20 protein-coding genes and 1 tRNA gene are annotated in these 23552 nt (G+C 62.0%); 15 read left to right on the top strand and 6 right to left on the bottom strand.

The window, feature by feature from the left end; all coding sequences use genetic code 11:
- The first annotated feature begins 330 nt into the window (after window positions 1-330).
- Entirely contained in the window at window positions 331-2187 is a 1857-nt protein-coding gene (locus Q2T94_RS03925; RefSeq protein WP_302262962.1) for an ABC transporter ATP-binding protein, read from the top strand.
- 10 nt (window positions 2188-2197) lie between these two features.
- Here the strand turns inward: Q2T94_RS03925 and Q2T94_RS03920 are convergent, their stop codons facing one another.
- Complete coding sequence (locus Q2T94_RS03920; protein ID WP_264268519.1) at window positions 2198-2599, bottom strand: NUDIX hydrolase; 402 nt, start codon at window positions 2597-2599, stop codon at window positions 2198-2200.
- A 207-nt stretch (window positions 2600-2806) separates the two neighbouring features.
- On the opposite strand from Q2T94_RS03920, the gene Q2T94_RS03915 reads away from it, so the two are divergent.
- A complete protein-coding gene (locus tag Q2T94_RS03915; RefSeq protein WP_302262961.1) occupies window positions 2807-4036 on the top strand; it encodes an ROK family transcriptional regulator in 1230 nt (409 codons plus the stop codon).
- Between the two features lie 700 nt (window positions 4037-4736).
- Here the strand turns inward: Q2T94_RS03915 and Q2T94_RS03910 are convergent.
- Window positions 4737-5969, bottom strand: a complete 1233-nt coding sequence (locus Q2T94_RS03910) for a tyrosine-type recombinase/integrase (protein ID WP_302262960.1) — start codon at window positions 5967-5969, stop codon at window positions 4737-4739.
- 265 nt (window positions 5970-6234) lie between these two features.
- On the opposite strand from Q2T94_RS03910, the gene Q2T94_RS03905 reads away from it, so the two are divergent.
- A complete protein-coding gene (locus tag Q2T94_RS03905) occupies window positions 6235-6447 on the top strand; it encodes a helix-turn-helix domain-containing protein (protein ID WP_302262959.1) in 213 nt (70 codons plus the stop codon).
- On the top strand, window positions 6444-7577 hold the full coding sequence (locus Q2T94_RS03900) for a MarR family transcriptional regulator (protein ID WP_302262958.1): 1134 nt from the start codon (window positions 6444-6446) through the stop codon (window positions 7575-7577). Before Q2T94_RS03905 ends, Q2T94_RS03900 begins: the two co-directional genes overlap by 4 nt.
- A gap of 46 nt (window positions 7578-7623) precedes the next feature.
- Here the strand turns inward: Q2T94_RS03900 and Q2T94_RS03895 are convergent, their stop codons facing one another.
- Window positions 7624-7917: a hypothetical protein gene (locus Q2T94_RS03895; RefSeq protein ID WP_302262957.1), complete on the bottom strand. Its 294-nt coding sequence runs from the start codon at window positions 7915-7917 to the stop codon at window positions 7624-7626.
- 32 nt (window positions 7918-7949) lie between these two features.
- On the opposite strand from Q2T94_RS03895, the gene Q2T94_RS03890 reads away from it, so the two are divergent.
- The 5 genes from Q2T94_RS03890 to Q2T94_RS03870 all read left to right on the top strand — a co-directional run bounded on the left by Q2T94_RS03890 (window position 7950) and on the right by Q2T94_RS03870 (window position 12080).
- Complete coding sequence (locus Q2T94_RS03890) at window positions 7950-8525, top strand: hypothetical protein (RefSeq protein WP_302262956.1); 576 nt, start codon at window positions 7950-7952, stop codon at window positions 8523-8525.
- Window positions 8526-8663: 138 nt separating this feature from the next.
- The gene (locus tag Q2T94_RS03885; RefSeq protein WP_302262955.1) at window positions 8664-9884 is read left to right on the top strand and encodes a hypothetical protein; all 1221 of its coding nucleotides are present in this window, start codon (window positions 8664-8666) and stop codon (window positions 9882-9884) included.
- Between the two features lie 167 nt (window positions 9885-10051).
- On the top strand, window positions 10052-10639 hold the full coding sequence (locus tag Q2T94_RS03880) for a recombinase family protein (protein ID WP_302262954.1): 588 nt from the start codon (window positions 10052-10054) through the stop codon (window positions 10637-10639).
- Between the two features lie 98 nt (window positions 10640-10737).
- Complete coding sequence (locus tag Q2T94_RS03875; RefSeq protein ID WP_255257245.1) at window positions 10738-11229, top strand: helix-turn-helix domain-containing protein; 492 nt, start codon at window positions 10738-10740, stop codon at window positions 11227-11229.
- Between the two features lie 11 nt (window positions 11230-11240).
- The gene (locus tag Q2T94_RS03870) at window positions 11241-12080 is read left to right on the top strand and encodes an IS3 family transposase (protein ID WP_255257244.1); all 840 of its coding nucleotides are present in this window, start codon (window positions 11241-11243) and stop codon (window positions 12078-12080) included.
- A gap of 470 nt (window positions 12081-12550) precedes the next feature.
- Here Q2T94_RS03870 and Q2T94_RS03865 read toward each other — a convergent pair.
- Window positions 12551-12627, bottom strand: a tRNA-Arg gene (locus tag Q2T94_RS03865).
- Window positions 12628-12724: 97 nt separating this feature from the next.
- Complete coding sequence (locus tag Q2T94_RS03860; protein ID WP_302262953.1) at window positions 12725-13360, bottom strand: hypothetical protein; 636 nt, start codon at window positions 13358-13360, stop codon at window positions 12725-12727.
- A gap of 73 nt (window positions 13361-13433) precedes the next feature.
- Here Q2T94_RS03860 and pcrA point away from each other — a divergent pair, with 73 nt between their 5' ends.
- From pcrA to Q2T94_RS03840, 4 genes are all read left to right on the top strand, one after another.
- Window positions 13434-15839, top strand: coding sequence for a DNA helicase PcrA (gene pcrA, locus Q2T94_RS03855; RefSeq protein WP_302262952.1), 2406 nt, complete (start codon window positions 13434-13436; stop codon window positions 15837-15839).
- A gap of 239 nt (window positions 15840-16078) precedes the next feature.
- Window positions 16079-17248 (top strand): ADP-forming succinate--CoA ligase subunit beta, encoded by a 1170-nt coding sequence (sucC, locus tag Q2T94_RS03850; RefSeq protein ID WP_217388367.1) that lies wholly within the window; start codon window positions 16079-16081, stop codon window positions 17246-17248.
- A gap of 16 nt (window positions 17249-17264) precedes the next feature.
- On the top strand, window positions 17265-18167 hold the full coding sequence (gene sucD / locus Q2T94_RS03845; protein WP_264268515.1) for a succinate--CoA ligase subunit alpha: 903 nt from the start codon (window positions 17265-17267) through the stop codon (window positions 18165-18167).
- Window positions 18168-18362: 195 nt separating this feature from the next.
- On the top strand, window positions 18363-19574 hold the full coding sequence (locus Q2T94_RS03840; protein WP_264268514.1) for an alpha-hydroxy acid oxidase: 1212 nt from the start codon (window positions 18363-18365) through the stop codon (window positions 19572-19574).
- Between the two features lie 93 nt (window positions 19575-19667).
- Here the strand turns inward: Q2T94_RS03840 and Q2T94_RS03835 are convergent, their stop codons facing one another.
- Window positions 19668-20876 (bottom strand): cytochrome P450, encoded by a 1209-nt coding sequence (locus tag Q2T94_RS03835; RefSeq protein ID WP_264268513.1) that lies wholly within the window; start codon window positions 20874-20876, stop codon window positions 19668-19670.
- Window positions 20877-21061: 185 nt separating this feature from the next.
- Between Q2T94_RS03835 and Q2T94_RS03830 the strand changes: the two genes are divergently transcribed.
- Both Q2T94_RS03830 and Q2T94_RS03825 read left to right on the top strand, forming a co-directional pair.
- Entirely contained in the window at window positions 21062-21847 is a 786-nt protein-coding gene (locus tag Q2T94_RS03830; protein WP_264268512.1) for an IclR family transcriptional regulator, read from the top strand.
- Entirely contained in the window at window positions 21825-23501 is a 1677-nt protein-coding gene (locus tag Q2T94_RS03825; protein ID WP_302262951.1) for an HAL/PAL/TAL family ammonia-lyase, read from the top strand. The genes Q2T94_RS03830 and Q2T94_RS03825 overlap by 23 nt, the downstream gene beginning before the upstream one ends.
- The last annotated feature ends 51 nt before the right edge of the window (window positions 23502-23552 follow it).

Raw genomic sequence — 23552 nt, 5'->3', positions numbered from 1 at the left:
GTGATCCCGAGCCGGGTCAAAGCCGTTCGCACCTCCCCCTGCGCACGTTTCGTTTCACCCTCCCCGGAGTGGCACTCACCGGAGAATTGCGACCAATTTTGCGTCGTGGGAGCCGGCCGGGGATGGCCTCGAGGTCGCCCACTTTACTCCCGCGGGGCGTGCCTCCATATGCGCCGGCGGCGGATCCGGGAAGAACCCGGGCGCCACGGTGGTTATGTCGGAGGCGGGCACCTGCGTATGCTGGCCCACGATCGACGATCTTTTTAATCCCCGGCGGAGTCATTGGCCGGGTACGGCACGACAACCCGGCTGAATGGCGAGAACAAAAACATGAGCATGGAAACTGCGGCCTGGCATTCATTGTGGAGAATGTCCGGACCGGACAAGGGCAAGGCATATGCGTCCACGACACCGCGGAGGGTGCTGGCCTTTGCCGCGAGCTACAAGAACCGGCTTTTGGTCTTCGTGCTGTTCTCTGTGCTGTCGGCCGTCTTGGCAGTGATCACCCCGGTGTTGGCCGGACGCGTGGTTGATGCCATCGTGGCCCAAACCGGGATCCAGGTGGTGTTGAATCTGGCGGGGATCATCGCGATCGTGGCGGTGTTGGACGCCGTCATCTCGCTGGTGGTCCGCTGGTTCTCCTCGAAACTGGGCGAGGGAATCATCTTCGATCTGCGCACCGCAGTCTTTGACCACGTGCAGAAGATGCCCGTGGCATTCTTTACCCGCACGCGCACCGGGGCCCTGGTCAGCCGCCTGAACAATGACGTGATCGGAGCCCAATCCGCTTTTGCCGGAACCCTCTCGGGCCTGGTTTCGAACACCGTGGCAGTGGTGTTGACCGCAGGTGTCATGTTCTCCACGTCTTGGCAGGTCACTGCGCTGGCGTTGGTGCTGCTGCCGGTCTTCCTGTTTCCCGCACGCCACTTCGGCAAATCCCTGGCCTTGCTGCGCAAGGAATCGGCGGACCTCAACGCTTCCATGGGCACCCAAATGACCGAACGGTTCTCCGCCCCCGGGGCTACGCTGATAAAGCTATTCGGGCGCCCGGCCGACGAATCGGCGCAGTTTGCCACCCGCGCCGGACGCGTGCGGGACATCGGGGTGAAGATGGCCATGCGCCAGTTCTTCTTCGTCTCCATGCTCACCTTGGTGGCTGCCCTGGCCCTGGCCCTGGTGTACGGGCTCGGCGGTGTCTACGCGGTGCGCGGCCAGCTGGCCGCCGGTGATGTGGTGGTGTTGGCATTGCTGCTCACCCGGCTCTACGCGCCGCTGACTGCGCTGGCCAACGCCCGGGTGGAAATCACCAGTGCCCTGGTGAGCTTTGACCGCGTCTTTGAAATCCTTGACCTCAAGCCCCTGATCAGCGACTCACCCAATGCCCGCGTGCTGGATCCAGGCCCGGTGTCGGTGAAGTTTTCCAACGTTTCCTTTGCCTACCCCAGTGCGGAGAAGGTGTCCCTGGCCTCCCTGGAAGACGTCGCGGTGCTCGACACCCGGGGCGGGGAAACGGTATTGCACGGTATCGACTTCGAGATCCCCGCCGGGACCACGGTGGCCCTGGTCGGCTCCTCGGGGGCCGGAAAATCAACGATCGCTTCCCTGCTGGCGCGGCTCTACGACGTTGATTCGGGCAGCGTGCAGTTGGCGGGGGTCGATATCCGCGAACTGAAACTGGGTTCGTTGCGCTCCACCGTTTCCATGGTCACGCAGGACGGGCATCTTTTCCACGAGACGATTGGATCAAACCTGCGCCTGGCCAAGCCGGAGGCCAGCGACGCGGAGCTTTGGCAGGCGCTGCAGCGAGCCCGGTTGGAACCCACCATCGAAGCGCTTCCCGACGGGCTGGACACGGTGGTGGGGGAACGTGGCTACCGGCTCTCGGGTGGGGAGCGCCAGCGCATGACCATTGCGCGGCTGCTCCTGGCCGCCCCGCAGGTGGTCATTCTCGATGAGGCCACCGCCGCGCTGGATTCTTCCAACGAAGCGGCCGTCCAGGCCGCGTTGGCCGAAGCACTGGAAAACCGGACGGCCCTGGTCATCGCGCACCGCCTCTCCACGATCCGCACGGCCGACATGATCCTGGTCATCGAGGATGGACGGATTGCCGAGCGCGGCACCCACACCGAGCTCATGGCCGTGCGAGGCCGTTATGCCGAATTGCACGACACCCAGTTCGCGCAGTAGGGCCGGGGTGTCAGCGACCCAGCAAGCCGGGCAAGACCTTTTCGCGAAGTAGGGGCGCGATGTCAGGTCGGGCCATCGCAGTTTCCGGCTCCAGCCACATGATTTGGTCGATTTCGGCTTGGATTCTCGGGCTCTCCAGGGTTCGCGCGGCAAACAAATAGGCGTGGATGTCGGTGTCGGCCTCGTTGGCTGCAGGCCCCTTCCACATCCCCATGGCGGTGACTTGGTCGGGACTGAAAACCAGTCCGATTTCCTCCTGTGTTTCCCGCAATACCGCGGACAGTGGACTTTCCCCGAATTCGAGTTTTCCTCCCGGCTGCATGAAGGTAGTGGTCCCCTGCTTGCGCACCAAAAGGATGCGTCCGGAGGCGTCTAGTAGTTGCAAGGCTGCGATGGTAAGAATCTTTGGCACAACTTGAGCTTAACAACCGCTAAAAGCACAGGTGGGGTGATAGCGTGCTTTGTGGACAGGCCTACGGGCGCGTTTTTCCATTTACTCGTGGATACTGGAGACAATTCGCCAGCGCGCCGTGTTCCAGGAACCCCACTAGTCATTGGGGACAAGTGGTTCGGGCATTGCCAATGGGGGATCAAATGTGGATCTACAAATGGAGAATTGATGCAGCGGGGCACCAACTTAGGTCGACTCGGGGATTTTAATCAGGCGGTCATTTTTGAATCGATTCGCCGTGCAGTTGACGGGGTCAGCCGTGTGGAGCTTGCAGGCTCGACCGGGCTTTCCCCACAGACCATTTCAAACGTCGTGCGCCGACTCTTGGATGAAGGTCTGGTCCGCGAGGACCGGACGATTGTTTCGGGCCCGGGCAAACCGCGTACCGTCTTGGAACTTGAATCCAACCGCATGGTGGCCGTAGGTATCCACCTGGATCCCGGCGTAATCACCGTGGTGATACTGAACCTGCGGGGTGAAATCCTGCACTCGCGCCGCCTGGATATTCCCGCCGTCGAGGTTCCGGAAAAGACCATCGAAACCATGGCGACGACCGTGGACGAGATTATTTCCGAATCCGGAGTACCGCGTTCCAACGTGTTGGGCGTGGGTGTCGTTGTTGCCGGTCCCTTGGATCCCGAACGCGGGGTGATGATCGATCCGCCGCTGCTCGACGGTTGGAAAGACGTTGACATGGTCGGACCCTTGCACCGGTTGCTCAAGCTCGATGTCATCATTGAAAAAGACACCATTGCCGCCTCCATCGCGGAACAGTGGAAGGGCAACGACGCCGAGCGCGACAATTTCGTCACGATGTATGTCGGTGCCGGAATCGGTGCAGGGATGGTCCTCAACGGCGAAATCCATCGCGGCATCAGCAACAACGCAGGTGAAATCGGGCATTACTCCACCGGCGTCATTTCCCAGGACTGCAACATTTGCGGCCGCAACGATTGCCTGCATGCCTCATTGTCGTTCAACATGATTGCGCAGCAGGCACGCGAGCGAGGCCTGAACCTCACGGCACCAGATGACGGCAACGCCGAAGAGCGCGCGGCCGGCATGAACGAAATCGTGGCCTTGGCGCAATCCGGCAATGAAGTGGCTGTGGAACTCATCCGGGAATGCATGGGACATGTGGGCCAGGTTGCCGGACAGCTCTGCAACACCCTCGACGTCGGATTGGTGATTTTGGCTGGCCCCTTGTGGGCAGAGGTCGATGAATGGTGCCTCGAAGATGTGCGTGCGATCATCAACGAACGCTTCAGCTCCAAGCACGTGCACGCGATCGAGGTTCGCTCCTCGACATTGGGCCACGAAGTTGGCGCAATTGGCGGGGCCTGCGCGATCATGGACGCGAGCCTCTCGCCAAAGGCCGCGGCACTGTTGCTGCGCTAAGCGGTCGTATATTACGTCAAAGGATCGTTCATTACCGTTTTGAACGATCCTTTGACTTATTACCCATGAGTCAGTTGACAAACTTTCTCTAATGAATTTAGATGACCAATAAGAGTTGGTGGCAACCGAGCTGCCCACCGTTGTTTTCGTGTTGGTCTTGTTTATCCGCGAACACAGTGCGTGGGGGAACGGCAGGTCGGCTGCTGGGGACCCGACTCTTAACGCCGTCGACCGGTGCCGTAGGATGTAATGGGAGTTATCCCACGGATTCACCGGTCGACGGCACTCCCATTTAAGCGTCCATCCGGATTTCACGCAGGCGATGCTCGTGAGAAAATACCGTGTCGCTGCGGCCTATCGCCCCCTTCGCCAATGCGGTGCCGCGGCCGTGGAAATGCCGTTCTTCCCCGCGGACGGGGCACCCTCTGAATGCGCAAAGCACTCTTCGTCCCCTACGCCTCCGAGGCAAAGTGACCGGCGTCATTGCCGGGACGGGCTTGGCGCTCTGGGGACTCGCCCGCCGGCTCCCTTGGTGCTGGCGCAACTGCAGATGGGCGCGGACGGATTTTGCATAAACGAAACGCGACCTGCATACATGCAGATCGCGTTTCGTTTTGGTGCCCCTGGCCGGAATTGAACCGACGGCCTACTCTTTAGGAGAGGGCCGGATTATCCATGCGGGTAAAGGGAAGTGCGCCCGCTAGGTGACGAACAAGTGACGATAGTTTTCTAGATGACGCCCCAGTCCTGCATTCAACCGGGCGGCGCTGTCGTGTAGATCATCATCGAATAGACCGGCGTATGTGTCGAGGGTGAGCGCTGCGGAGTGGTGGCCCGCGATCCGCTGCACAACCTTCACGTTGGCACCCTCAGTGATAGCGAGAGAGACGGCTGTATGGCGCAGGTCGTGGAAGGTGAGCTCTGGGAATGTCTCTTTGGTCTTGGCTGCGTCGGCTGCCGCCGCCGCGACTGCGTTAGCAAGGTTCCGCTTCGTGAATCCCGAATGACGCAGGACTGCACCGCGGGGCGAGTTCCACACGTGGGCGTCTGCGGGCCTGTCAGTGACAAGCGGGGCGATAATGTCAGCGATCAGGTGCGGAAGCGGCACGCGGCGATCCTTGCCGTTCTTGGTGGTCTTGAGGCTGAGCTTCCCGGCTAGATCTTCATAGGCCCGGCGCACGATAAGTTCGGGCCGCTTACCCAGTGTCACGTCCTGGACTTGCAGCGCGGTGATCTCGCCCCAGCGAAGGCCGCATAGGCCCGCCGTTAGGATCAGCGACTCATAGCCGGGCGTCCTGGCGGCGAGGGCGAGAAGCTGGGGCATGGTCAGGTAGACGTGGTCCTTGGCCGTCGTGGCGCGGGGCTTATAGTCCGATTCACCGGCGGCGTTATAGGCAGGGTTCGTCGAGAGAAGATCCTCACGTACGGCGTGTTTCATCAGCGTTTGGAATATGCCGGATACCTCGTGTCGTGTTGATACGGTGGCTGCGCCACCGCTCACGGCCTCGAGGTTGACAATCCACTCGGACACGTCGGCGTATCGAACGGCGGCAACGGGTGATGCCCCCCAACGTGGTTCGATATAGCCACGGTAAACGCGATCGTATTTCTGGAGTGTGCGAGCGCTTGCCGGGCTGCGGCCCGCCGCGCCCACGGTCACTAGGCGAACGCGGAACAGTTTCCACAGATCCGACACCAAAGTCTTTTGGGCAGCGCGGGAATCCACCGTGACGCCGCGACTCTTGAGGCGGAGCTGTTCGGCCTGGTAAGCCTCAGCATCGGCCTTGATGTCGAAGCGGGCGCGCTCACGCTTGCCGGTGCTGGTTGTCCAGTCGGCTTGCCACCGCTTGCCACGCCGGGCGTCCTTGGGGAGGAGCCGCGTCTTGCCGGGCTTGTTCGGGTCTGGTTCGCTGTGAAGATCCGTGATTGCCATGGGGCAACCATCCCATAAGTGACGAGAAAAGGAGTAGCTTGTTCTGTCACGTCGCGCAGGTCATGGGTAACGGATTAGGACAATCAGTAATGATCGTGGCAAACTAGTGACGTGCGTCTATTGCATATCTGCCCAACGGTGGGATGTTATAGACGCATTCGTTAAGAGTCTGGACGAGGTGGCTTGCACCTATGAACCCAGCACCAACCTACGGCACGAGGCCGCAAGGTGGTAAGGCAAGAAACAACGAGCCCTAGGGGGAAATATGAGCAACATGATTACCGCGGACATGGCACGAGAGATGACCGGTGACGTTTGGGTACGCCGACCCGAAGCAGCGAAGTACATGGGGATCTCTCCGCAGACGCTGGCGAACAACCGGGCGAAGGGGCCACGGTACGCGAAGGTGTTCGGCACCGTTCTGTATCGGCTTAGTGACCTGAAAGCGTTTATGTCTCAGCGCGTGGTGGTTCGATGAGCGCGGGTGCGGAGGGCCTGCCCGCTGGCGCGGTCAGTCCTGAGCGGGTGCGATTGACCAGCAACCAACGGCTTGTCCTGTCGGCGTTGGCGGCACTGCTCCCCGGTGGCTCTGGGCGATTGGCTCAAGCCGAGATTGTGACCCATACGGGAAGATCGCCCGGCACAGTTTCCACGGCGCTAAAGGTGCTCGAAGGTCATGGTCTGATCGAGCGAAAAGGGTCGAAGGTGCCCGGCATTCCCACGCTCTTGAAGGTGACGAAAAAAGGTGCAGCAGATACCCTGCAAAAGGGTGTCGATTCTGCGGCGCTTATCGACTGCTTTCGTGCGTCGGATTTCATCGGCCCGGGCAACCTTTGGCAGGCCGCGCCGAAGTGCGTTGCGCTCACTTTCAAAGAGGTCAAGAAGCTATCAACGTCGAGCGTTCCGAACACCGTTCGTAATCACCTGGCCTTGCTGGCAGACCTGCCCGTCAAGGTGGTCACGGTCGCACCTAATCCAAACCACAAGACGGGGAAGCTCTACACATTCCACAACCTCAGCGGCGAGCAACAGGTCGCTATCGCCGCGCACCTTGACGGGCGACTCAAGCGCTGGCGGACAAAGCCGAAGGCTGAGCGGGAGGCCGAGCACGAGGAGCTGAAACAACGGGGTCGGGAGCGGTTCGGCCCGGCGGCATATGGTCACCTTGCCAAGGCGATCAATGCCCTATCCATCGAGGATGACCGCGACCGCTGGCGTTGGAAGCCGGGAACGCCGTGCTGGATTTACGGCGGCGAGGTGGACGCATCCGGCTATGGCGTCGTGGATGGCGTGCTGTCTCCCGGCGTGCGCGCTCACCGCATCACTTACTACGCCGCGCGCGGGTCGATCACATCAGGCAAGGAGCTGCACCACAGGTGCGAGGAGCGCGCTTGTGTTCGCCCCGATCATCTGTGGGAACTCTGGCCCGATGAGCACGACCGCCTGACAGCCATGTCCGTTTTTGGCAAGCAGCTCAAGAGAAACTTTGCGGACTTCATCAGCGACCCGACGGGGCGCGAAATTGCCGACGCGAAGGCCCACGAATCGTTTGCAAGACGAACCACACTGGCAACGCCCATCGGCCCGCCGCGCCCTAACGCCGCATAGCGGATCAGGCAAACACCACACAAAACGGGGGCACTGCGTGCCCCACTCAATCACAGGAGAACAAATTTAACACCGAAGCAGCAGCAACTAAACTCAACAACTTGCAGGCAATGCGAGCATCGTAGTACGCCGAGCTGGCGAGCGTCGAAGCACGCGTTGCCGAGATGGACGCGGCCATGCTGGCGAGGTCGAGATCGACGCCGGGGAGTACCTCCAGTTGCCCGTCAAGGTGCTGGAAGCGTCGAAGCAGATCGAAGTCTTGGATGTGGCAATCAAGGCCGCGAGCGAGGCGCACAAGCTGCCCCAGTGGGGCGACGTTCTGACCGAGGCATGCGATCACGCGGACAGTCGTCCCGACTTTGAGGGGAGGGCGTGAAGATCGCGACGGCGGCTCGAAAGAAGTTGCAAGCGCTCGAGACGAAGGCGGCCGCTTGGAACCTGGCTAACCGAGCACTAACTGTCCGACTCAAGCGAAGCCCACTTCGCGAACTTCGGCAGAATGAGTGGAACGCGGACGGTGGGCTTGCGCCGGTTGTCGATGGCGCTGTCGTGAGGGACCACGCCATGGGAGCCGTGAACGACGTTCTGCCGACCGCGTTCCGAGAACTGGATGCGGCGGAGTACGCCGAGCGTGCGACGGCTGGAAAGCGAGCCAGGGGCCTGGCGCGGCACTCCGGTACTCAGTTGATGGACGCGGCGACACGTGGCATACCGGTTGAACAGGTCGCTCGGGAAGACTCGCACCAAAATGATGTCAAGCTCTTGAACCTTCAGAGAGCGAATCGAGCGGCGGCGGCACGTCGAACCACGTCCGGTTACTCCCAGAATACGGCGGCCATGTTCCCGACCACGGGGCGTAAGGAATCTTCCACGATCTATCACGGCGGCCGGTTCGATGAACGTCGATCCTGCCGCCGTGATTACAGGGTTTTGATTCACGGAGTGTAGGTTCTGGAGGATATAAAAACCCCCCATCCCGTCCGGACAAAAAGCTGCTAAGACCCATAGGGGCTCCATGCCCGTAGAAAGGGTTCTCCCCCCCGGTCGATATGCTGATCCAAAGGTGACGAATCAATTGGGGGATACATGAGTAATGAATCTATGGGGCTACGGTCGTCTGGTCGAGTCGAATCACCAGTCGAAACAGCTTTTACTGCTTACTTCGGCCGTTTGGGTAGCGCGCTACTGGACGTACGGGACAGGGACGAAGGTCCTGAAGAATTGCGGTCGCTGCTAACTTCATCCTTGGAGGCGGACTCGCGTGTAAGTTATGTCTACGAGACTGAGGCCCGTGACGCTTGGTCGCATGATACGCATCTCTATCCGCTGGACAATGATTGTCCTCACTGCCTGGTGACTGGAGCGGATTCCTTTACAGGACTTCGGTTGAACTCGCCGATCTACTTTCGACTTCATATTCCAATCAAGAACCAGCCACGAAAAATGGATGCCGACGATGTGCCAACTGAGGACTACTGGGTTGCTTGGGATGGCACAACGGTCCTCGTCCTTTGGGGTAGGGAGGACGGTGAGGAAGTTCCTGCCGAGTCAGCGGGGCAGGTGGCTTACTCCGTGCTGACGGATGCTGCCCGTCAAGTGGAGATGCGTATGCGTGCACAGCCATGTAGCCCAGAATGTCAAAACCTCTTTGCTCATTCCGAGCTGGTAATTCGAATGAACGATGAGATTGATGGATTGTCGGAGCTCTCGAGAATCGACGGTCCAATGGTTGATTGTGCCGTCATTGGATCCCCTCAGCCTCTATCCATTATGAGCATCCTGAGTCTGGATCTATTCCTATCTGCTTTGACTTTTGCGCAGTTGAAGAATTGTCGACAGCGGATCATGGATCTTGAGCAGCACGCTCGGTATGTCGTGGGTGAATTGCTCTCGCTGGATGCAACTCAACTTGCGCCCAAAGCTTCTGGTCTCAAGGCAAAGCTCGGGAGGGGCTGGACTAGCCTCATCGCTTGGTCGAGGGGGAAAGGGCGTGGCGCGCGGTCGCGCCGAATGGCTGCTGAGTTGTGGTTGGCGATGGCAAATCTCGAAGTGTTGTTCAGGGACCATCTTCGTCTCGATCGTGAGATGGAGGATGAGATGAAGGACGACGGTATCCGGGTGCTCTTCGAAAATGATTTGCGAGGCGGCAAGGAGAATGTCGCGGCGATAAACCTCGAGTTCATTCGCGCGGCGGTTGAGCAAAGCTCAACTCGCAGAGGAACCGTGACAATAGCATGGGCGACCGTATTGGGTGCATTTGCGGGAGGGGCCATGGGCTTTGTGGGGAGTATGGCCTCTCGCTCCTAGGGTGCCGAAGTGTCTCTCAACCGATCAGTAACGGGACGGTTCGACGGGACAGTCTGGCGTCACGAGGTCACGGGGAACTTGTGACCCGCAACAGTGGCACGCAACCGTGTGTTAATGTTGCTGTAATCAAACCCGGTTGCGGGACACTTATTCTCTGGAGGCACACAATGAACAAGCTAATCGGATATGCCCGCGTTAGTACCAAGGGTCAAGACAGCGACCGTCAAGAGGTTGACCTGCTGGCGGCGGGCGTGCTGCCCGCTGATCTGCATACGGATCACGGCGTGAGCGGCGCGCGGGACAAGCGGCCTGGACTAGACGCGGCACGGGCAAAGCTGCGGGCTGGTGACACGCTAGTGATCACGACGCTGGACAGGCTAGGCCGCTCGACTGAGAACATGCTTGTCCTTGCCAAAGAGCTAGAGGATCAAGGCGTGAACCTGCGCGTGCTCAACCTTGGCGGCGGCGACGTGGATACGCAAACCCCAATGGGGAAGATGATGTTTACCGTCATGGTTGCACTGGCGCAAATGGAACTTGATATCAAGACTGAGCGCAACAGGGATAGCGTGGCGAAGCGCCGGGCGAACGGCGGCGACCTCGGCGGGCGGCGCGAGCAGTACGGGGACGATGCTATCCACGGGGCGGCGCGCGATATCGCGGGCGGCATGTCAGCGCGCGCGGCGGCGGCTGCACGCGGCATGAGTACAACAACGCTCTACCGCCGGGCTGAGAAGTTGGGCATCAAGCTGTAACGACTGGATCAATCAAGGCCCCTGCGTTCATTGCGAATTGAACTGCTCCCCGAAAGTTGGACTGAATAATTCAGATCCTTACTTTCGGGGAGTTTTTCATGCGTCAAAATAGTTCATTGACCGCCGAGCAGCGGCTGGCTGCCGTCGATCTTTTCGAGCAGGGAATCGGGCATAAGGCGGTATCCTCAAGACTGAACGCCGGTGAACACGCCGTTCGTGGGCTCGAGAAACGGTTCAGGATTTGGGGTAGGGCAGCGTTGGAAAGCAAACCGACCAATCAGGTGTATTCCTTCGAGTTCAAGCTCGCGGTCGTCCGCCAGTTCCTCGACGGCGAGGCGACGCTGATGGAGCTTGCCCAACGACACCGGCTCAGCTCCCCGAACCTTCTCAGGACCTGGGTCAGGACCTACCGGGAACAGGGCGAGGACGGGCTGCGTCCCAAGGCCAAGGGCCGTCCCAAGACCGCTTCCGGCGCCGAAGCGGGTGGACCCACCGAACTCGAGAAGCTGCGCCGCGAGAACCAGCGGCTGCAGGCGGAGAATGCATACCTAAAAAAAGTTCGGGCCTTGAGGAACCAACCACCGCGCTGAAAATCAGCGCGGTGATCGCCCTCAAGGCCTCCCACCCCTTGCCCCTGCTCCTGGCCGCTGCCGGGCTTCCCCGCTCCACGTTCTTCCACCGCCAGGCCGCGCTCAAGGCACCGGACCGGCACGCGGAGCTCCGCGCACGGATCCACGAGATCTTCACCAAGGCCATGGGCCGGTACGGGCACCGCCGCATCCACGCCGAATTGCTCGGCGGCGGGTGGCAGGTGGCGAAGAAGACCGTGCTGAAGCTGATGCGCGCCGAGGGCCTGGTCTGCAAGGTCCGCAGCAAGCGAAGGTATGCCTCCTACAAGGGCACTGTCGGCAAGGTCGCCGAAAACCTGCTGAAGCGCCAGTTCGACACCGAGGCACCGAACCTGAAGTGGGTGACCGACGTGACCGAATTCAAGATTGCCGACAGGAAGGTCTATCTTTCGCCGGTGCTGGACCTGTTCGACCGCTCGATCGTTTCCTACTCGGTGTCGCAGTCCCCGACCGTGGCCTTCGCCAACCAATCGCTTAGCGAGGCCATCGGGACCCTGGCCGCGGGCGAGGCGCCGATGGTGCACTCGGACCAGGGATTCCAGTACCAGCACGCCAGCTGGCAGAGGCTGCTGGCCGACGCCGGCATGACCCAATCCATGTCGCGCAAGGGCAACTGCCTGGACAACGCCGTGATGGAAAACTTCTTCGGGCACCTGAAGGAAGAGATGTTCCACCACCACGAACACACCAGCGTCGAGGCGTTCACCGCCGAGCTCGACGACTACATCCACTGGTACAACTATGACCGCATCTCGTTAACGCTCGAGTGCCTGAGCCCGATGAAATACCGGGCCCAGGCACTGGCTGCGTAGACTTTTACTTACCGAGTCCAACTTTCGGGGACCAGTTCAAATGTAGGGGCCTTGATTTTTTTAAGGCCAGCTAGGGCCGAGCTGGCCTAAAGGTTCTCGATGCCCCTAATGACTGCGTCGATATCTGCGGGACTCCACATGGAAGCTTCGGCCTGATAGGAGATGCGCCCATTGGTCGATACAACGGCAAGGCCAGGAACGTCTAAAAGGATCTTCACGGTGACTACTCCAAGGTTGGTGCGGACCGTCAGCGCTGGCGCGCCGACACACTGGACGTTAGCACTAGTGAGGTCGATATATGACTTGACTATCAGCGGTGACGAGGTGACGAAAAAGTGACGACAAGCTAGAGAATAGCCGGTATTTTGAGGTAATGCACAGGACAATCGCGGTGTCAAGGAGTGGCCTTGCGGCCACATGACAAAGGCCCCGCATCCCTTATGTTTACTGGGATGCGGGGCCTTTGCTGTTGGTGCCCCTGGCCGGAATTGAACCGACGGCCTACTCTTTAGGAGAGAGTCGCTCTATCCAACTGAGCTACAGAGGCTCGAATCGTCAAAAACGATCCGGACCAATTCTAACGGTATTTTGGCGAATCGTGGTTAATGTGGCGCCGCGTGCCGGGGAGTCACGCGGTCCTTGGCCTAGAGCAGTCCCCGCTTGGACAGTTCCCACTTCTCCCGGAAAGTGCGCACAAAGGCGGCAATGAGCACACCGAACAAGATCGCCGCGGTTGCAAAGAGCAGCATCCACCGCGTGGTGGTCAGAGTTGAGGCCAACGAGACGGCTGCCGGATCCAGCGCGCCGATGAACAAGGCGTCGATCGCCCGGTTCTCCCAAAGGTCGACAACCGCGAAGGCCATCGGGGGCACCCACAGGATCCAGCGGACCGAACCACGGGCGGTGTTGATGTTGACTGCCAGCATGGTGATCAAGGCCAGAAAGAGCGGGAACAGCAACCCTGCGGTTTTATGCACGTAGTTCAGTTGCCCTGCGGCGTCCGCGTCCATGGCCTGGCGCAATGCCTCCACGTGCTCCACGGAATAGCCCCCGATCATTTGGTCGGGCATGGTCAGTCCGTTGGACAGATCTTCCATCTGGTTTAACACTAGTAAGTGGAAGTACCCGAAGAGGAACAGCGTGACGACCAAACCGGCAATCAGGATCAGGTTGGCGTTGCCTGCGGCCTTCTCCGGCGTTCGCTGAGTCGAGGGATTGATCGGCGCAGTTGCCGCGGCGGGGCGGTTGTACTTCTTCTTTTTCTTCTGTGACTTGGCCATAACCCCAATTATGCCGTCAATCGATCCGCGCCCGCCCAATGCGTGGCTGCTCCGCCGTAGACTAGGGCACATCATGGATTTCCTTTTCGATGACTTCGTCGCGCCCGCTCCAGCCCCACAATTGCCAGGCACCCAAGAGCTGCTTGCCGGTTTAAATCCCGAGCAGGAGCAGGCGGTCAAGCATGCAGGCTCCCCGTTGCTGATTGTCGCCGGGGCCGGGTCGGGCAAGACCCGGGTGCTGTCACATCGCATTGCCTATCTCCTGGCCACGGGTCGGGCACGTCCACACGAGATCCTGGCCATTACGTTCACCAACAAGGCCGCGGCCGAAATGCGTGAGCGAATCGCCGCCCTGGTGGGTGAAGACGTGGCCAAGAAAATGTGGGTTTCAACGTTCCACTCCTCGTGCGTGCGCATCCTTCGCCGGGAGGCGGCTTCGGTGGGACTGAAGTCCAGCTTCTCCATCTATGACTCCGCAGATTCCCTGCGCCTGATCACGATGGTGGCCAAGGGCCTGGAGCTGGATCCGAAGAAGTTCACGCCCAAGTCGATCGCGCACAAGATCTCCGCGCTGAAGAACGAGCTCATTGACGATGAACAATATGCCGCCACAGTCGCAGGCAATGACCCGTTCGCCTCGGCCGTCCTCCAGGTGTACCGCGGCTACACCGAGCGTTTGCGCGCCGCAAACGCCCTGGACTTCGATGACCTGATTGCCCACGTGGTCAACATCTTCCGCGCCTTCCCTGCGGTCGCCGACAATTACCGCCGGCGTTTCCGCCACGTCATGGTCGACGAGTACCAGGACACCAACCACGCACAGTACGCCCTGGTGCGTGAACTGACCGGCCCGGACGGCCCCACTCCCGGCGGCGAACTGACTGTGGTGGGCGACTCGGACCAATCGATCTATGCCTTCCGTGGCGCGGACATCCGCAACATCAACGAGTTCTCCAAGGATTATCCGGACGCCGAAACGATCAAGCTCGAGCAGAACTACCGTTCGACGCAAACGATCCTCTCGGCCGCCAACGAAGTGATTAAGCGCAACCCCGACCGCCCCGAAAAGCGACTGTGGACCGCGGAGGGCGACGGCGAACTGATCATCGGCTACGTGGGGGAGTCCGAGTCGGACGAGGCCCGCTGGATCGCCGATGAGATCCTGCGCCTGAATGACGAGGAAGGCATCCGCCCCGGGGACGTTGCCGTCTTCTACCGCACCAACGCGCAATCGCGTTCCCTCGAGGAACAGCTGATCCGCGTGGACCTGAAGTACAAGGTCATTGGCGGAACCCGCTTCTACGACCGCAAGGAAGTCAAGGACGCCCTGGCCTACTTGCGGGTGCTGGTGAACCCGGAAGACGACATCAACGTCAGGCGCATTCTCAACGAACCCAAGCGCGGGATCGGGGACCGGGCCGAATACTCGGTGGCCGCGCTGGCCGAACGCGAACGGATCTCCTTCATGGCGGCGCTGCGCCGTGCCGATGACGCCCCCGGCCTCGGAACCCGCGGGCAAAACATGATCGGCGCCTTCGTGAAGATCATTGACGACCTCTCAGTGGTCGCAGAGGGCTCGGGACCTGCCGATGCGCTGGAAGCGGTCCTGGAGCAGACCGGCTACCTGGAAATGCTGCGTTCATCCAACGACCCACAGGACGAATCCCGCGTTGAGAACCTCGCCGAGCTCGTGGCCGTGGTGCGGGACTTCATGAAGGAGAATCCCGAGGGAACGCTTACGGATTTCCTGGAACGCGTGGCGCTGGTGGCCGACGCCGATTCCATCCCCGAGGCACCGAACGATGCGGAGGGCGTGGACATGGCGCACCGTGAGGGAATGGTCACGCTCATGACCTTGCACACGGCCAAGGGGCTGGAATTCCCGGTGGTCTTCCTCACTGGCATGGAACACGGGATCTTCCCGCACCAGCGCTCGCTGACCGACGAGAAGGAATTGGCGGAGGAACGCAGACTGGCCTATGTGGGGCTCACCCGTGCCCGCCAGCGTCTCTACTTGACGCGGGCCGAATACCGGAGCCTGTGGGGCCAGTCCCAATACAACCCCGCCAGCCAGTTCCTCGAGGAAATCCCCGGGAGTCTGGTGGACTGGAAACGCGAGGGCACCAAGCGGGCCAGCTTTGAGTCCTTCGGCGGGCGCAACAACTTTGCCACCAGCCGCTACGAATCGGGTTCCTATTGGGGCGCAGGGTCCGGCAGCGGTGGCGGAGGCAGGCTTTCCGGCGCCCCGGAGATCCACACGTTGAGCACCGCGCCCCCGGCGCGGGCCAAGGGCCGTGTGCAGCCAAACAAGGAAATCATTTCCTTGTCGGTGGGGGACAAGGTGACACACGGGACCTTCGGCCAAGGCGTGGTTCTGGCGCTGGAGGGTGCCGGGGACAAGACAGTGGCAAAGGTTAAGTTCGCCGATGCCGAGAAACGCCTATTGCTGCGATACGCCCCGCTAACCAAGGCTGACTAGCCGGTTCCCGGGCATTGTCGACACATCCGTTCGGACCTGCGGTGATGTGGTTGTGTCGGTACTCACGCGCCCGATGGCTCTACCGAATGTAGAACTGTGCCATTGGGCGCTAAGGCGTTAGGCTGAGCAAGGAGCCTGGCCTTATCCCAGGTTGGGCTCTACCCCCTCGACGCATGGAACCGTGCCTACGGAGCCATGCCTTGAGTCAGCATAGACTTCGACAAGAAGGACACAAGCCCGTGGACCTGTATGAATACCAGGCGCGCGATATGTTCGAGTCGCACGGCGTACCCGTGCTGGCCGGCATCGTTGCCTACACTCCTGAAGAAGCCAAGGCAGCAGCCGAGAAAATCGGCGGCGTCGTGGTTGTTAAAGCCCAGGTAAAGGTCGGAGGCCGCGGCAAGGCCGGCGGCGTCAAGGTCGCAAAGACCGCCGACGAGGCATTCGCATACGCAACCGACATTCTCGGCATGGACATCAAGGGCCACACCGTGAACAAGGTCATGATCGCCCAGGGCGCCGACATTGCCGAGGAGTTCTACTTCTCGGTGCTGCTGGACCGCGCGAACCGCAACTACCTGGCCATGTGCTCGGTGGAAGGCGGCATGGAAATCGAGGATCTCGCCGTTGAGCGTCCCGAGGCCCTGGCCCGCATTGCAGTTGACCCGGCCGTGGGCATCGACCAGGCCAAGGCCGACGAGATCGTCGCCGCCGCCGGTTTCGCCCCGGAGCTGACCGAAAAGGTCGCCTCCGCCATCCTGAAGCTGTGGGACGTCTTCAAGAAGGAAGACGCAACCCTGGTTGAGGTCAACCCGCTGGTTCGCACCGGCGCCGGCGACATCGTCGCCCTCGACGGCAAGGTCTCCATCGACGAGAACGCCGAGTTCCGCCACCCGCACCACGTCGAGCTTGAGGACAAGGACGCAGCGGATCCGCTCGAGGCCAAGGCCAAAGCAATGGACCTGAACTACGTCAAGCTGGACGGCGAAGTGGGCATCATCGGCAACGGTGCAGGTCTGGTCATGTCGACCCTTGACGTCGTTGCCTACGCCGGCGAAAACCACGGCAACGTGAAGCCCGCCAACTTCCTGGACATCGGCGGTGGAGCCTCCGCCGAGGTCATGGCCGCAGGCCTGGACGTCATCCTGAACGACAAGCAGGTCAAGTCGGTCTTCGTGAACGTCTTCGGTGGCATCACCGCGTGTGACGCCGTTGCCAAGGGCATCGTCGGCGCGCTGGCCGAACTCGGTTCCTCCGCCAACAAGCCGCTGGTCGTGCGCCTCGACGGCAACAACGTCGAAGAGGGCCGCCGCATCCTGGCCGAGGCCAACCACCCGTTGGTCACCCTGGCAGCAACCATGGACGAGGGCGCCGACAAGGCCGCCGAGCTCGCCAACGCAGCGAAGTAAGTAGGGATACGCGAACATGAGCATTTACCTTAACAAGGACTCCAAGGTCATCGTTCAGGGCATCACCGGTGGCGAGGGCACCAAGCACACCGCACTGATGCTGAAGGCCGGCACCAACGTCGTCGGCGGCGTCAACGCCCGCAAGGCCGGCACCACGGTGCTGCACGGCGACAAGGAGATCAAGGTCTTCGGCGCAGTGGCGGAAGCCATGGCCGAAACCGGCGCAGACGTTTCCATCGTCTTCGTGCCGCCGGCATTCACCAAGGATGCAGTCGTTGAGGCCATCGAGGCAGGCATCGGCCTGGTCGTTGTCATCACCGAGGGCGTTCCGGTTCAGGATTCGGCCGAGTTCTGGGCACTGGCCCAGTCCAAGGTCGACGCCGACGGCAACCAGGTCACCCGCATCATCGGCCCGAACTGCCCCGGCATCATCACCCCGGGTGAGGCACTGGTCGGCATCACGCCGAACAACATCACCCAGAAGGGCCCGATCGGCTTGGTCTCCAAGTCCGGCACCCTGACCTACCAGATGATGTACGAATTGCGCGACCTGGGCTTCTCCACCGCCATCGGCATCGGCGGCGACCCGGTCATCGGCACCACCCACATCGACGCCCTGGCTGCGTTCGAGGCGGACCCGGAGACCAAGGCCATCGTGATGATCGGCGAAATCGGCGGCGACGCCGAAGAGCGTGCGGCCGACTTCATCAAGGCCAACGTCACCAAGCCGGTCGTCGGCTACGTGGCCGGCTTCACCGCACCCGAGGGCAAGACCATGGGCCACGCCGGCGCCATCGTCTCGGGCTCGGCCGGTACCGCACAGGCCAAGAAGGAAGCACTTGAGGCTGCAGGCGTGAAGGTCGGAAAGACCCCGTCGGAAACCGCAACGCTGCTGCGCGAAGTTTTCGCCGCACTCTAATGCACCTGTAGTATCCGCTGACGGCGGTTGGACATCCGGTTTTCCGGTGGCCAACCGCCGTTCGCCGTTAAGCGCCGACCGGCCTCGGCCGCTTCTCGCCCGGCGGGAACGCCGTTTGCACGCCATGCCCCGCCGATGCCTAGGATGCGTGGAGGACAGTGTCCTCCACGCTCGAAAGGCAGGTCGCTTCGCATCATGAAACGTTCCCTCACCCGGATTCCTGCGGCCCTCGCCCAGTTGAAATTCAAGTCATTGCCGAAACCAGGCAAGGGTCCGGCGAGTGGGGCGCTGAACCTGGAAGACCTGCGAAGGCTTGCCAAGCGCCGCACTCCCACTGCGGCCTTCGACTATGCGGATGGCGGTTCCTACGCCGAAGAGGCCTTGGAACGGAACTACCGTGCGTACCGGAACACCGAGTTGCTACCTGGGATCCTGCGCGACGTCAGCGCGGTGGACCCCTCCGTGACCGTGGCCGGTGGGCGATTCTCGTTGCCTGTGGGCATCGCCCCCACCGGACTGACCCGCCTGATGCATGCCGCCGGAGAACGCGCCGGGGCAGCAGCAGCGGCACGGCAGAACATACCCTTCACCCTTTCCACCATGGGTACCGTGTCCATCGAGGAAACCGCCGCCGCGGCACCAGGGGGCACCCGCTGGTTCCAGCTGTACCTCGGCCAGGACCGTGCGGCGTCCCTGGCCATGATGCGCCGGGCCCGGGAAGCCGGCTACAGTGCCCTGCTCCTGACAGTGGACACCGCCGTGACGTCCAACCGCTTTCGGGACCAACGAAACGGCATGACGCTGCCGCCCACGCTCGGCCCTTCAACCGTTCTCGATGCGCTCAGGCGCCCCGGCTGGTGCCTGGACTTCCTCACCACCGAACCGCTGGGCTTCGCAAACTTTCCGGACAACACGGGAAACGTCAGTGCCCAGTTCAACACGATGTTTGACGCATCCCTGAACTACACCGACCTCGCCTGGGTGCGGGAGGCATGGCCGGGCACCTTGATCGTCAAGGGAGTGCAGGGCCCGGAGGACGCTGTGGCATGCTTTGGGCACGGCGTCGACGGCGTGGTGGTCTCCAACCATGGCGGACGCCAGCTGGACAGGGCGCCGGTGCCGGTGTTGCAGCTGCCTGCCATCCGCGCGGCCGTGGGACCGGACCGGCTCATCATCGCCGATTCGGGAATCATGAGCGGCGGCGACGTGGTGGCGACGCTGGCCGCAGGGGCGAACTTCACCCTCATCGGCAGGGCCTACCTCTACGGTTTGATGGCCGGGGGACAGGCAGGGGTTGAACGCGCCCTGGAGATCCTCGAACGGGAGATTCGGCAAACCATGGCCCTGCTGGGCGTGCGCACCCTGTCGGAACTAGGTCCGCAACACGTGCGCCTGGGCGAGGGGTGAAGCCGCCGGCACCGCTGTACGCGACCGGCGCGTTGTCCCCGCAAACCGCTCGGGGAACACCGCGCCGGTCGCTTCCACGAAGGCCATGGCCACCTAAGCGGCGGCGACCCTCACCGGAATGGATTTCCAGCCGCGTAGCGTGGTGTGCATGAATTGCTCGGGCTCGGCCGTCAACTCGATGCTCTTCACCCGGCGCGCCAGTTCGGTGATCAGCACGTCCATTTCGAGTCGCGACAGCGGCTGGCCCACGCACTGGTGGATGCCCATGCCGAATGCCAGGTGCCCGCCGGCTGCTCGGGCGATATCGTACTCGTTCGCCGTCGGCCCCCAGCGCCGCTCGTCGCGGTTCGCGGCGCCAACGAATACCGCGACCTTGGTATCGGCCGGGATGGCCATGCCCCCGATTTCCGCGGCCTGGCTCGTCGTGCGGTAGAAGGACTGAAACGGCGACTCATAGCGGAAGGCCTCGTCGATGGCGAACTTCACGAGCTTGGGATTCTCGTGGACCTTCGCATATTGCCCGGGGTGGCGGACCAAGGCCAACAACGTGGCTCCCAGCGAGAAGATCGTGGTGTCCAGGCCTGCCGAGAGCATGGCCCGCACCAGTAGCGGTGCCTGGTCCGTGGTGATCTCGCCGCGGTCTGCGAGGTCCCAGATCTGCGCACCCAGGCTGCCAGGGCGCAGCCGTTCACGGGCGGTATTGGCCATGGCCCAGTCGTTGGTGCCGGCCCCGGCGGAAAAATGCTCCCTGGCCAGGGGCGTGTCGGGTCCGAAGGTGGAGAAATTGGCAGCGCCCAGCGCCAGGAGGTTCTCGGCCCGGCCCTCGCGCGGAATACCGACGGCATCCCCAAACGCGCGCAGGGGGAAAACCTCCGACAGGTCCTTGACCAGGTCGAATTCCCCGCGCTCCAGCAGCTCGTCGACCAGCTCGGTGGCGTACTCCTCGAAACCCGCGCGCAGCGAACGGACCCCGCGGGGTGAGATGACTCCGGCTATGGCATGGCGCATCTGGGTGTGGATCGGGGGATCCGATTCCATGATGCCCTGGGCCCGCCAGCTGGGTTCGCGGTGAAGGTTCCGCGGCCCGGCACCCGCGCCGGAGATGAAGGTCCGATAGTCCTCCAGGACTTCCTTGCACTCATCGAAGCGCGTCACGGCCAAGACATCGTGCTCCTTGAGCAGTACAACCGGGCCGGCGTCGCGCATGCGTTCAAAGAGCCCATATGGTTCGGCCAAATGCGCCGGGGAATAGGGGTCTTCCGTAAATATCGGCGCTGTGGCAGCGGCCAGGGTCGAGTCCATGGGTACCTCCCGAGATCGTGGTGACTGCCCTCAACCTAGCGTGCCGCGGTTCAGCGAGTAAGCGTGGTTCTCACTATGTGAGAGTCGGAATTGTCCTTCGCTCCCGCAGCGTGCAACATCGAATCAGTGCGCAAGAATATGTCGCGCATCACACCGCATCTTGGGTTGGAAGGGAGGCTTGGGACATGTCAACGTCTTTTGAACGGGGATTGAGAATCCTGACCGAGGTCATTGAACACGGAGACGCCTCGGTCGAGGCCGTGTCCAGGAAGCTCGGCATTCCCGCAAGCTCCGCGTACCGCTATTTCAAGGTGCTGCGCGAACAGGATTTCGTCTGCGAGGAAGACGGACGGTACCGGCCGGGCCCGGCGCTTCTTAGGTCCGCCGGCCGCCACCATGCCCAGTCCTACCTCGCCGAGGTGGGCAATGCGGTGCTTCGCGAAATCGTGGACCAGGTCGGGGAAACGGCCGTGATGATCGTGCGGATTGGTTCCCAGGCCATGTGCCTTCGGCGTGTGGAACCGGAGAAGTCCCTGAAATACTCCTTCGCGGTCAACGAATTGCTGCCGCTGCATGCGGGGGCGGGGCAGCGGGTGCTGCTGGCCTGGGCACCCCCGGAAGTGGTTCACGAGGTGCTCACCGGATCCATGACCCGGTTCACCGCCAAGACCATGAACCGCGAGCAAATCCTGGCGTCCATTCCGCAGACCCGGTCCTCCGGATATGTGCTTTCCCGCGGCGAACTGGATCAGGGATCGCTGTCCATCGCCATCCCGGTGACCAGCCAGGGAGAAGTCGTCTGCTCGATCAACGTCGCCGGTCCCGAGGCAACGTGCGGTTCTCGCTTCTGGATCTCCTCCACGCTGCGCGTCATGCAGGAATCGGCCAACAAACTTACCCAGGCATTGCAAGAGTGCACACCGAACAAATCAACCAGGGAGACCCTTGATGACTACAGCAGTATTGGCTGAAACGGCACCGGTGACCATTGGCGTTCACCGTGCCACGCTCGACGACCTCATTCAGGTGGCCCGGCATCGACGCCCCGTAATCATCGATGATGCGGTCTTCGACGCCATGGCCCCCAGTCGGGAATGGCTGGACGGCATCGTCGATGCGATGGGACCGGGCAAACAGACACCACCGATCTATTCCATCAACACCGGGTTCGGGTCATTGGCCGGGCGCAAGGCCTTCGCCGAGCCGGCCGACGCCGCCGAACTGTCCCGGCGCCTGGTGCTCTCAAACGCCGCGGGCGTGGGGCGTCACGTGGACGAGGAAGTCGTGCGGGCGACGATGTTCATCCGCATCGTCAGCCTGACCCAGGGATACTCCGGGGTGCGGCCCGAAATCGTCAGCACCCTGGCCCGGATGCTCAATGCGGGGGTCTGCCCGGCGATTCCGGAGTACGGCTCGCTCGGCGCCTCTGGCGACCTCATCCCGCTGGCCCACGTGGCCATCGTGATGTCGCGGTCGCACACCGGCGAAGACGTGGATCTGGATTCGGGGGAGGCCCTGCTGGACGGCAAGGTGGTCAGCGGCATCGCCGCGATGCGCCACGCCGGCATCGAGCGGCTCCCGCTGGGGGCCAAGGACGGACTCGCCCTGCTCAACGGCACCTCGTTCTCCTGCGCCCAGGCGGCACTGGCCCTCTACGACGCACAGAACCTGCTGGAAACGGCACAAATCACCGCGGCCATGACCATCGAGGCGCTCATGGGGTTCGGTGACGCCTTCATTGACGAGTTGCACCAGGCCCGCGGACAGCGCGGACAAATCGAGGTCGCGGCGCGCATCCGCGAACTGCTGTCGGGGTCCACCCTCATTGACGGCAACGCCTCAACCGACCCGGTCCGCCAGCCGCCCCAGGACGCCTACTCGCTGCGCTGCATCCCGCAGGTCTTTGGCCCGATCAAGGACACCTTGGCCTTCGCGGCCGGGATCATCGACAACGAAATCAACGCGGCCACCGACAACCCGCTGATTTTCCCGTCGCTGCCCGACAACCGCAAACTCAAAGCCGTCTCGGGAGGGAACTTCCACGCCGAGTACGTGGCCTTCGCCGCCGATTTCATCTCCATCGTGGTCACCGAGATCGGCAACATCACCGAACGCCGGCTCTTCCGACTTGACGACGGAACGCTGAACCGGGGGCTGCCCGACATGCTGATCGACAGCGAACAAACGGGCATGGACTGCGGCTATATGTTGCCGCAATACCTGGCCGCGGCACTGGTGTCCGACTGCAAGACCCTCGCCCACCCCGACTCGGTCGATTCCATCCCCACTTGCGCCAACCAGGAAGACCACGTCTCAATGGCCAATAACGCCGGACGGCACGCCCGGCAGATCGTTGCCAACATCGAATCCGTGGTCGGCATCGAATTGCTCATGGCCGCCCAGGCGCTGGAACTGCGTGCCGCGCACCCCGACACCGGGGATGCCCGCCCGGGCGCGGCAAGCGCGGCCGCGCTGGCTCTGGTGCGGGGCAGCAAGTCGGCCGACGGACGGCCGATCGACCATATCCTCGCCGACGTGGTCATGTATCCACGGGTCCGGAAGGCCCTGGACTTGGTGCACAGCGGATCGGTCGTTGAAACCGTGAACAAGGTTCTCGCCGGCTAGCCGAACAACCCAGCAACGCCCCCAGCGCACCACTGAAGTCGGTGGCTCTAC

Source organism: Paeniglutamicibacter sulfureus, from assembly GCF_030512175.1.
In the GTDB taxonomy this organism is placed as follows: domain Bacteria; phylum Actinomycetota; class Actinomycetes; order Actinomycetales; family Micrococcaceae; genus Paeniglutamicibacter; species Paeniglutamicibacter sulfureus.
Note: the sequence above shows the minus strand (reverse complement) of the source record. Positions and strands in the feature narration are given on the sequence as shown.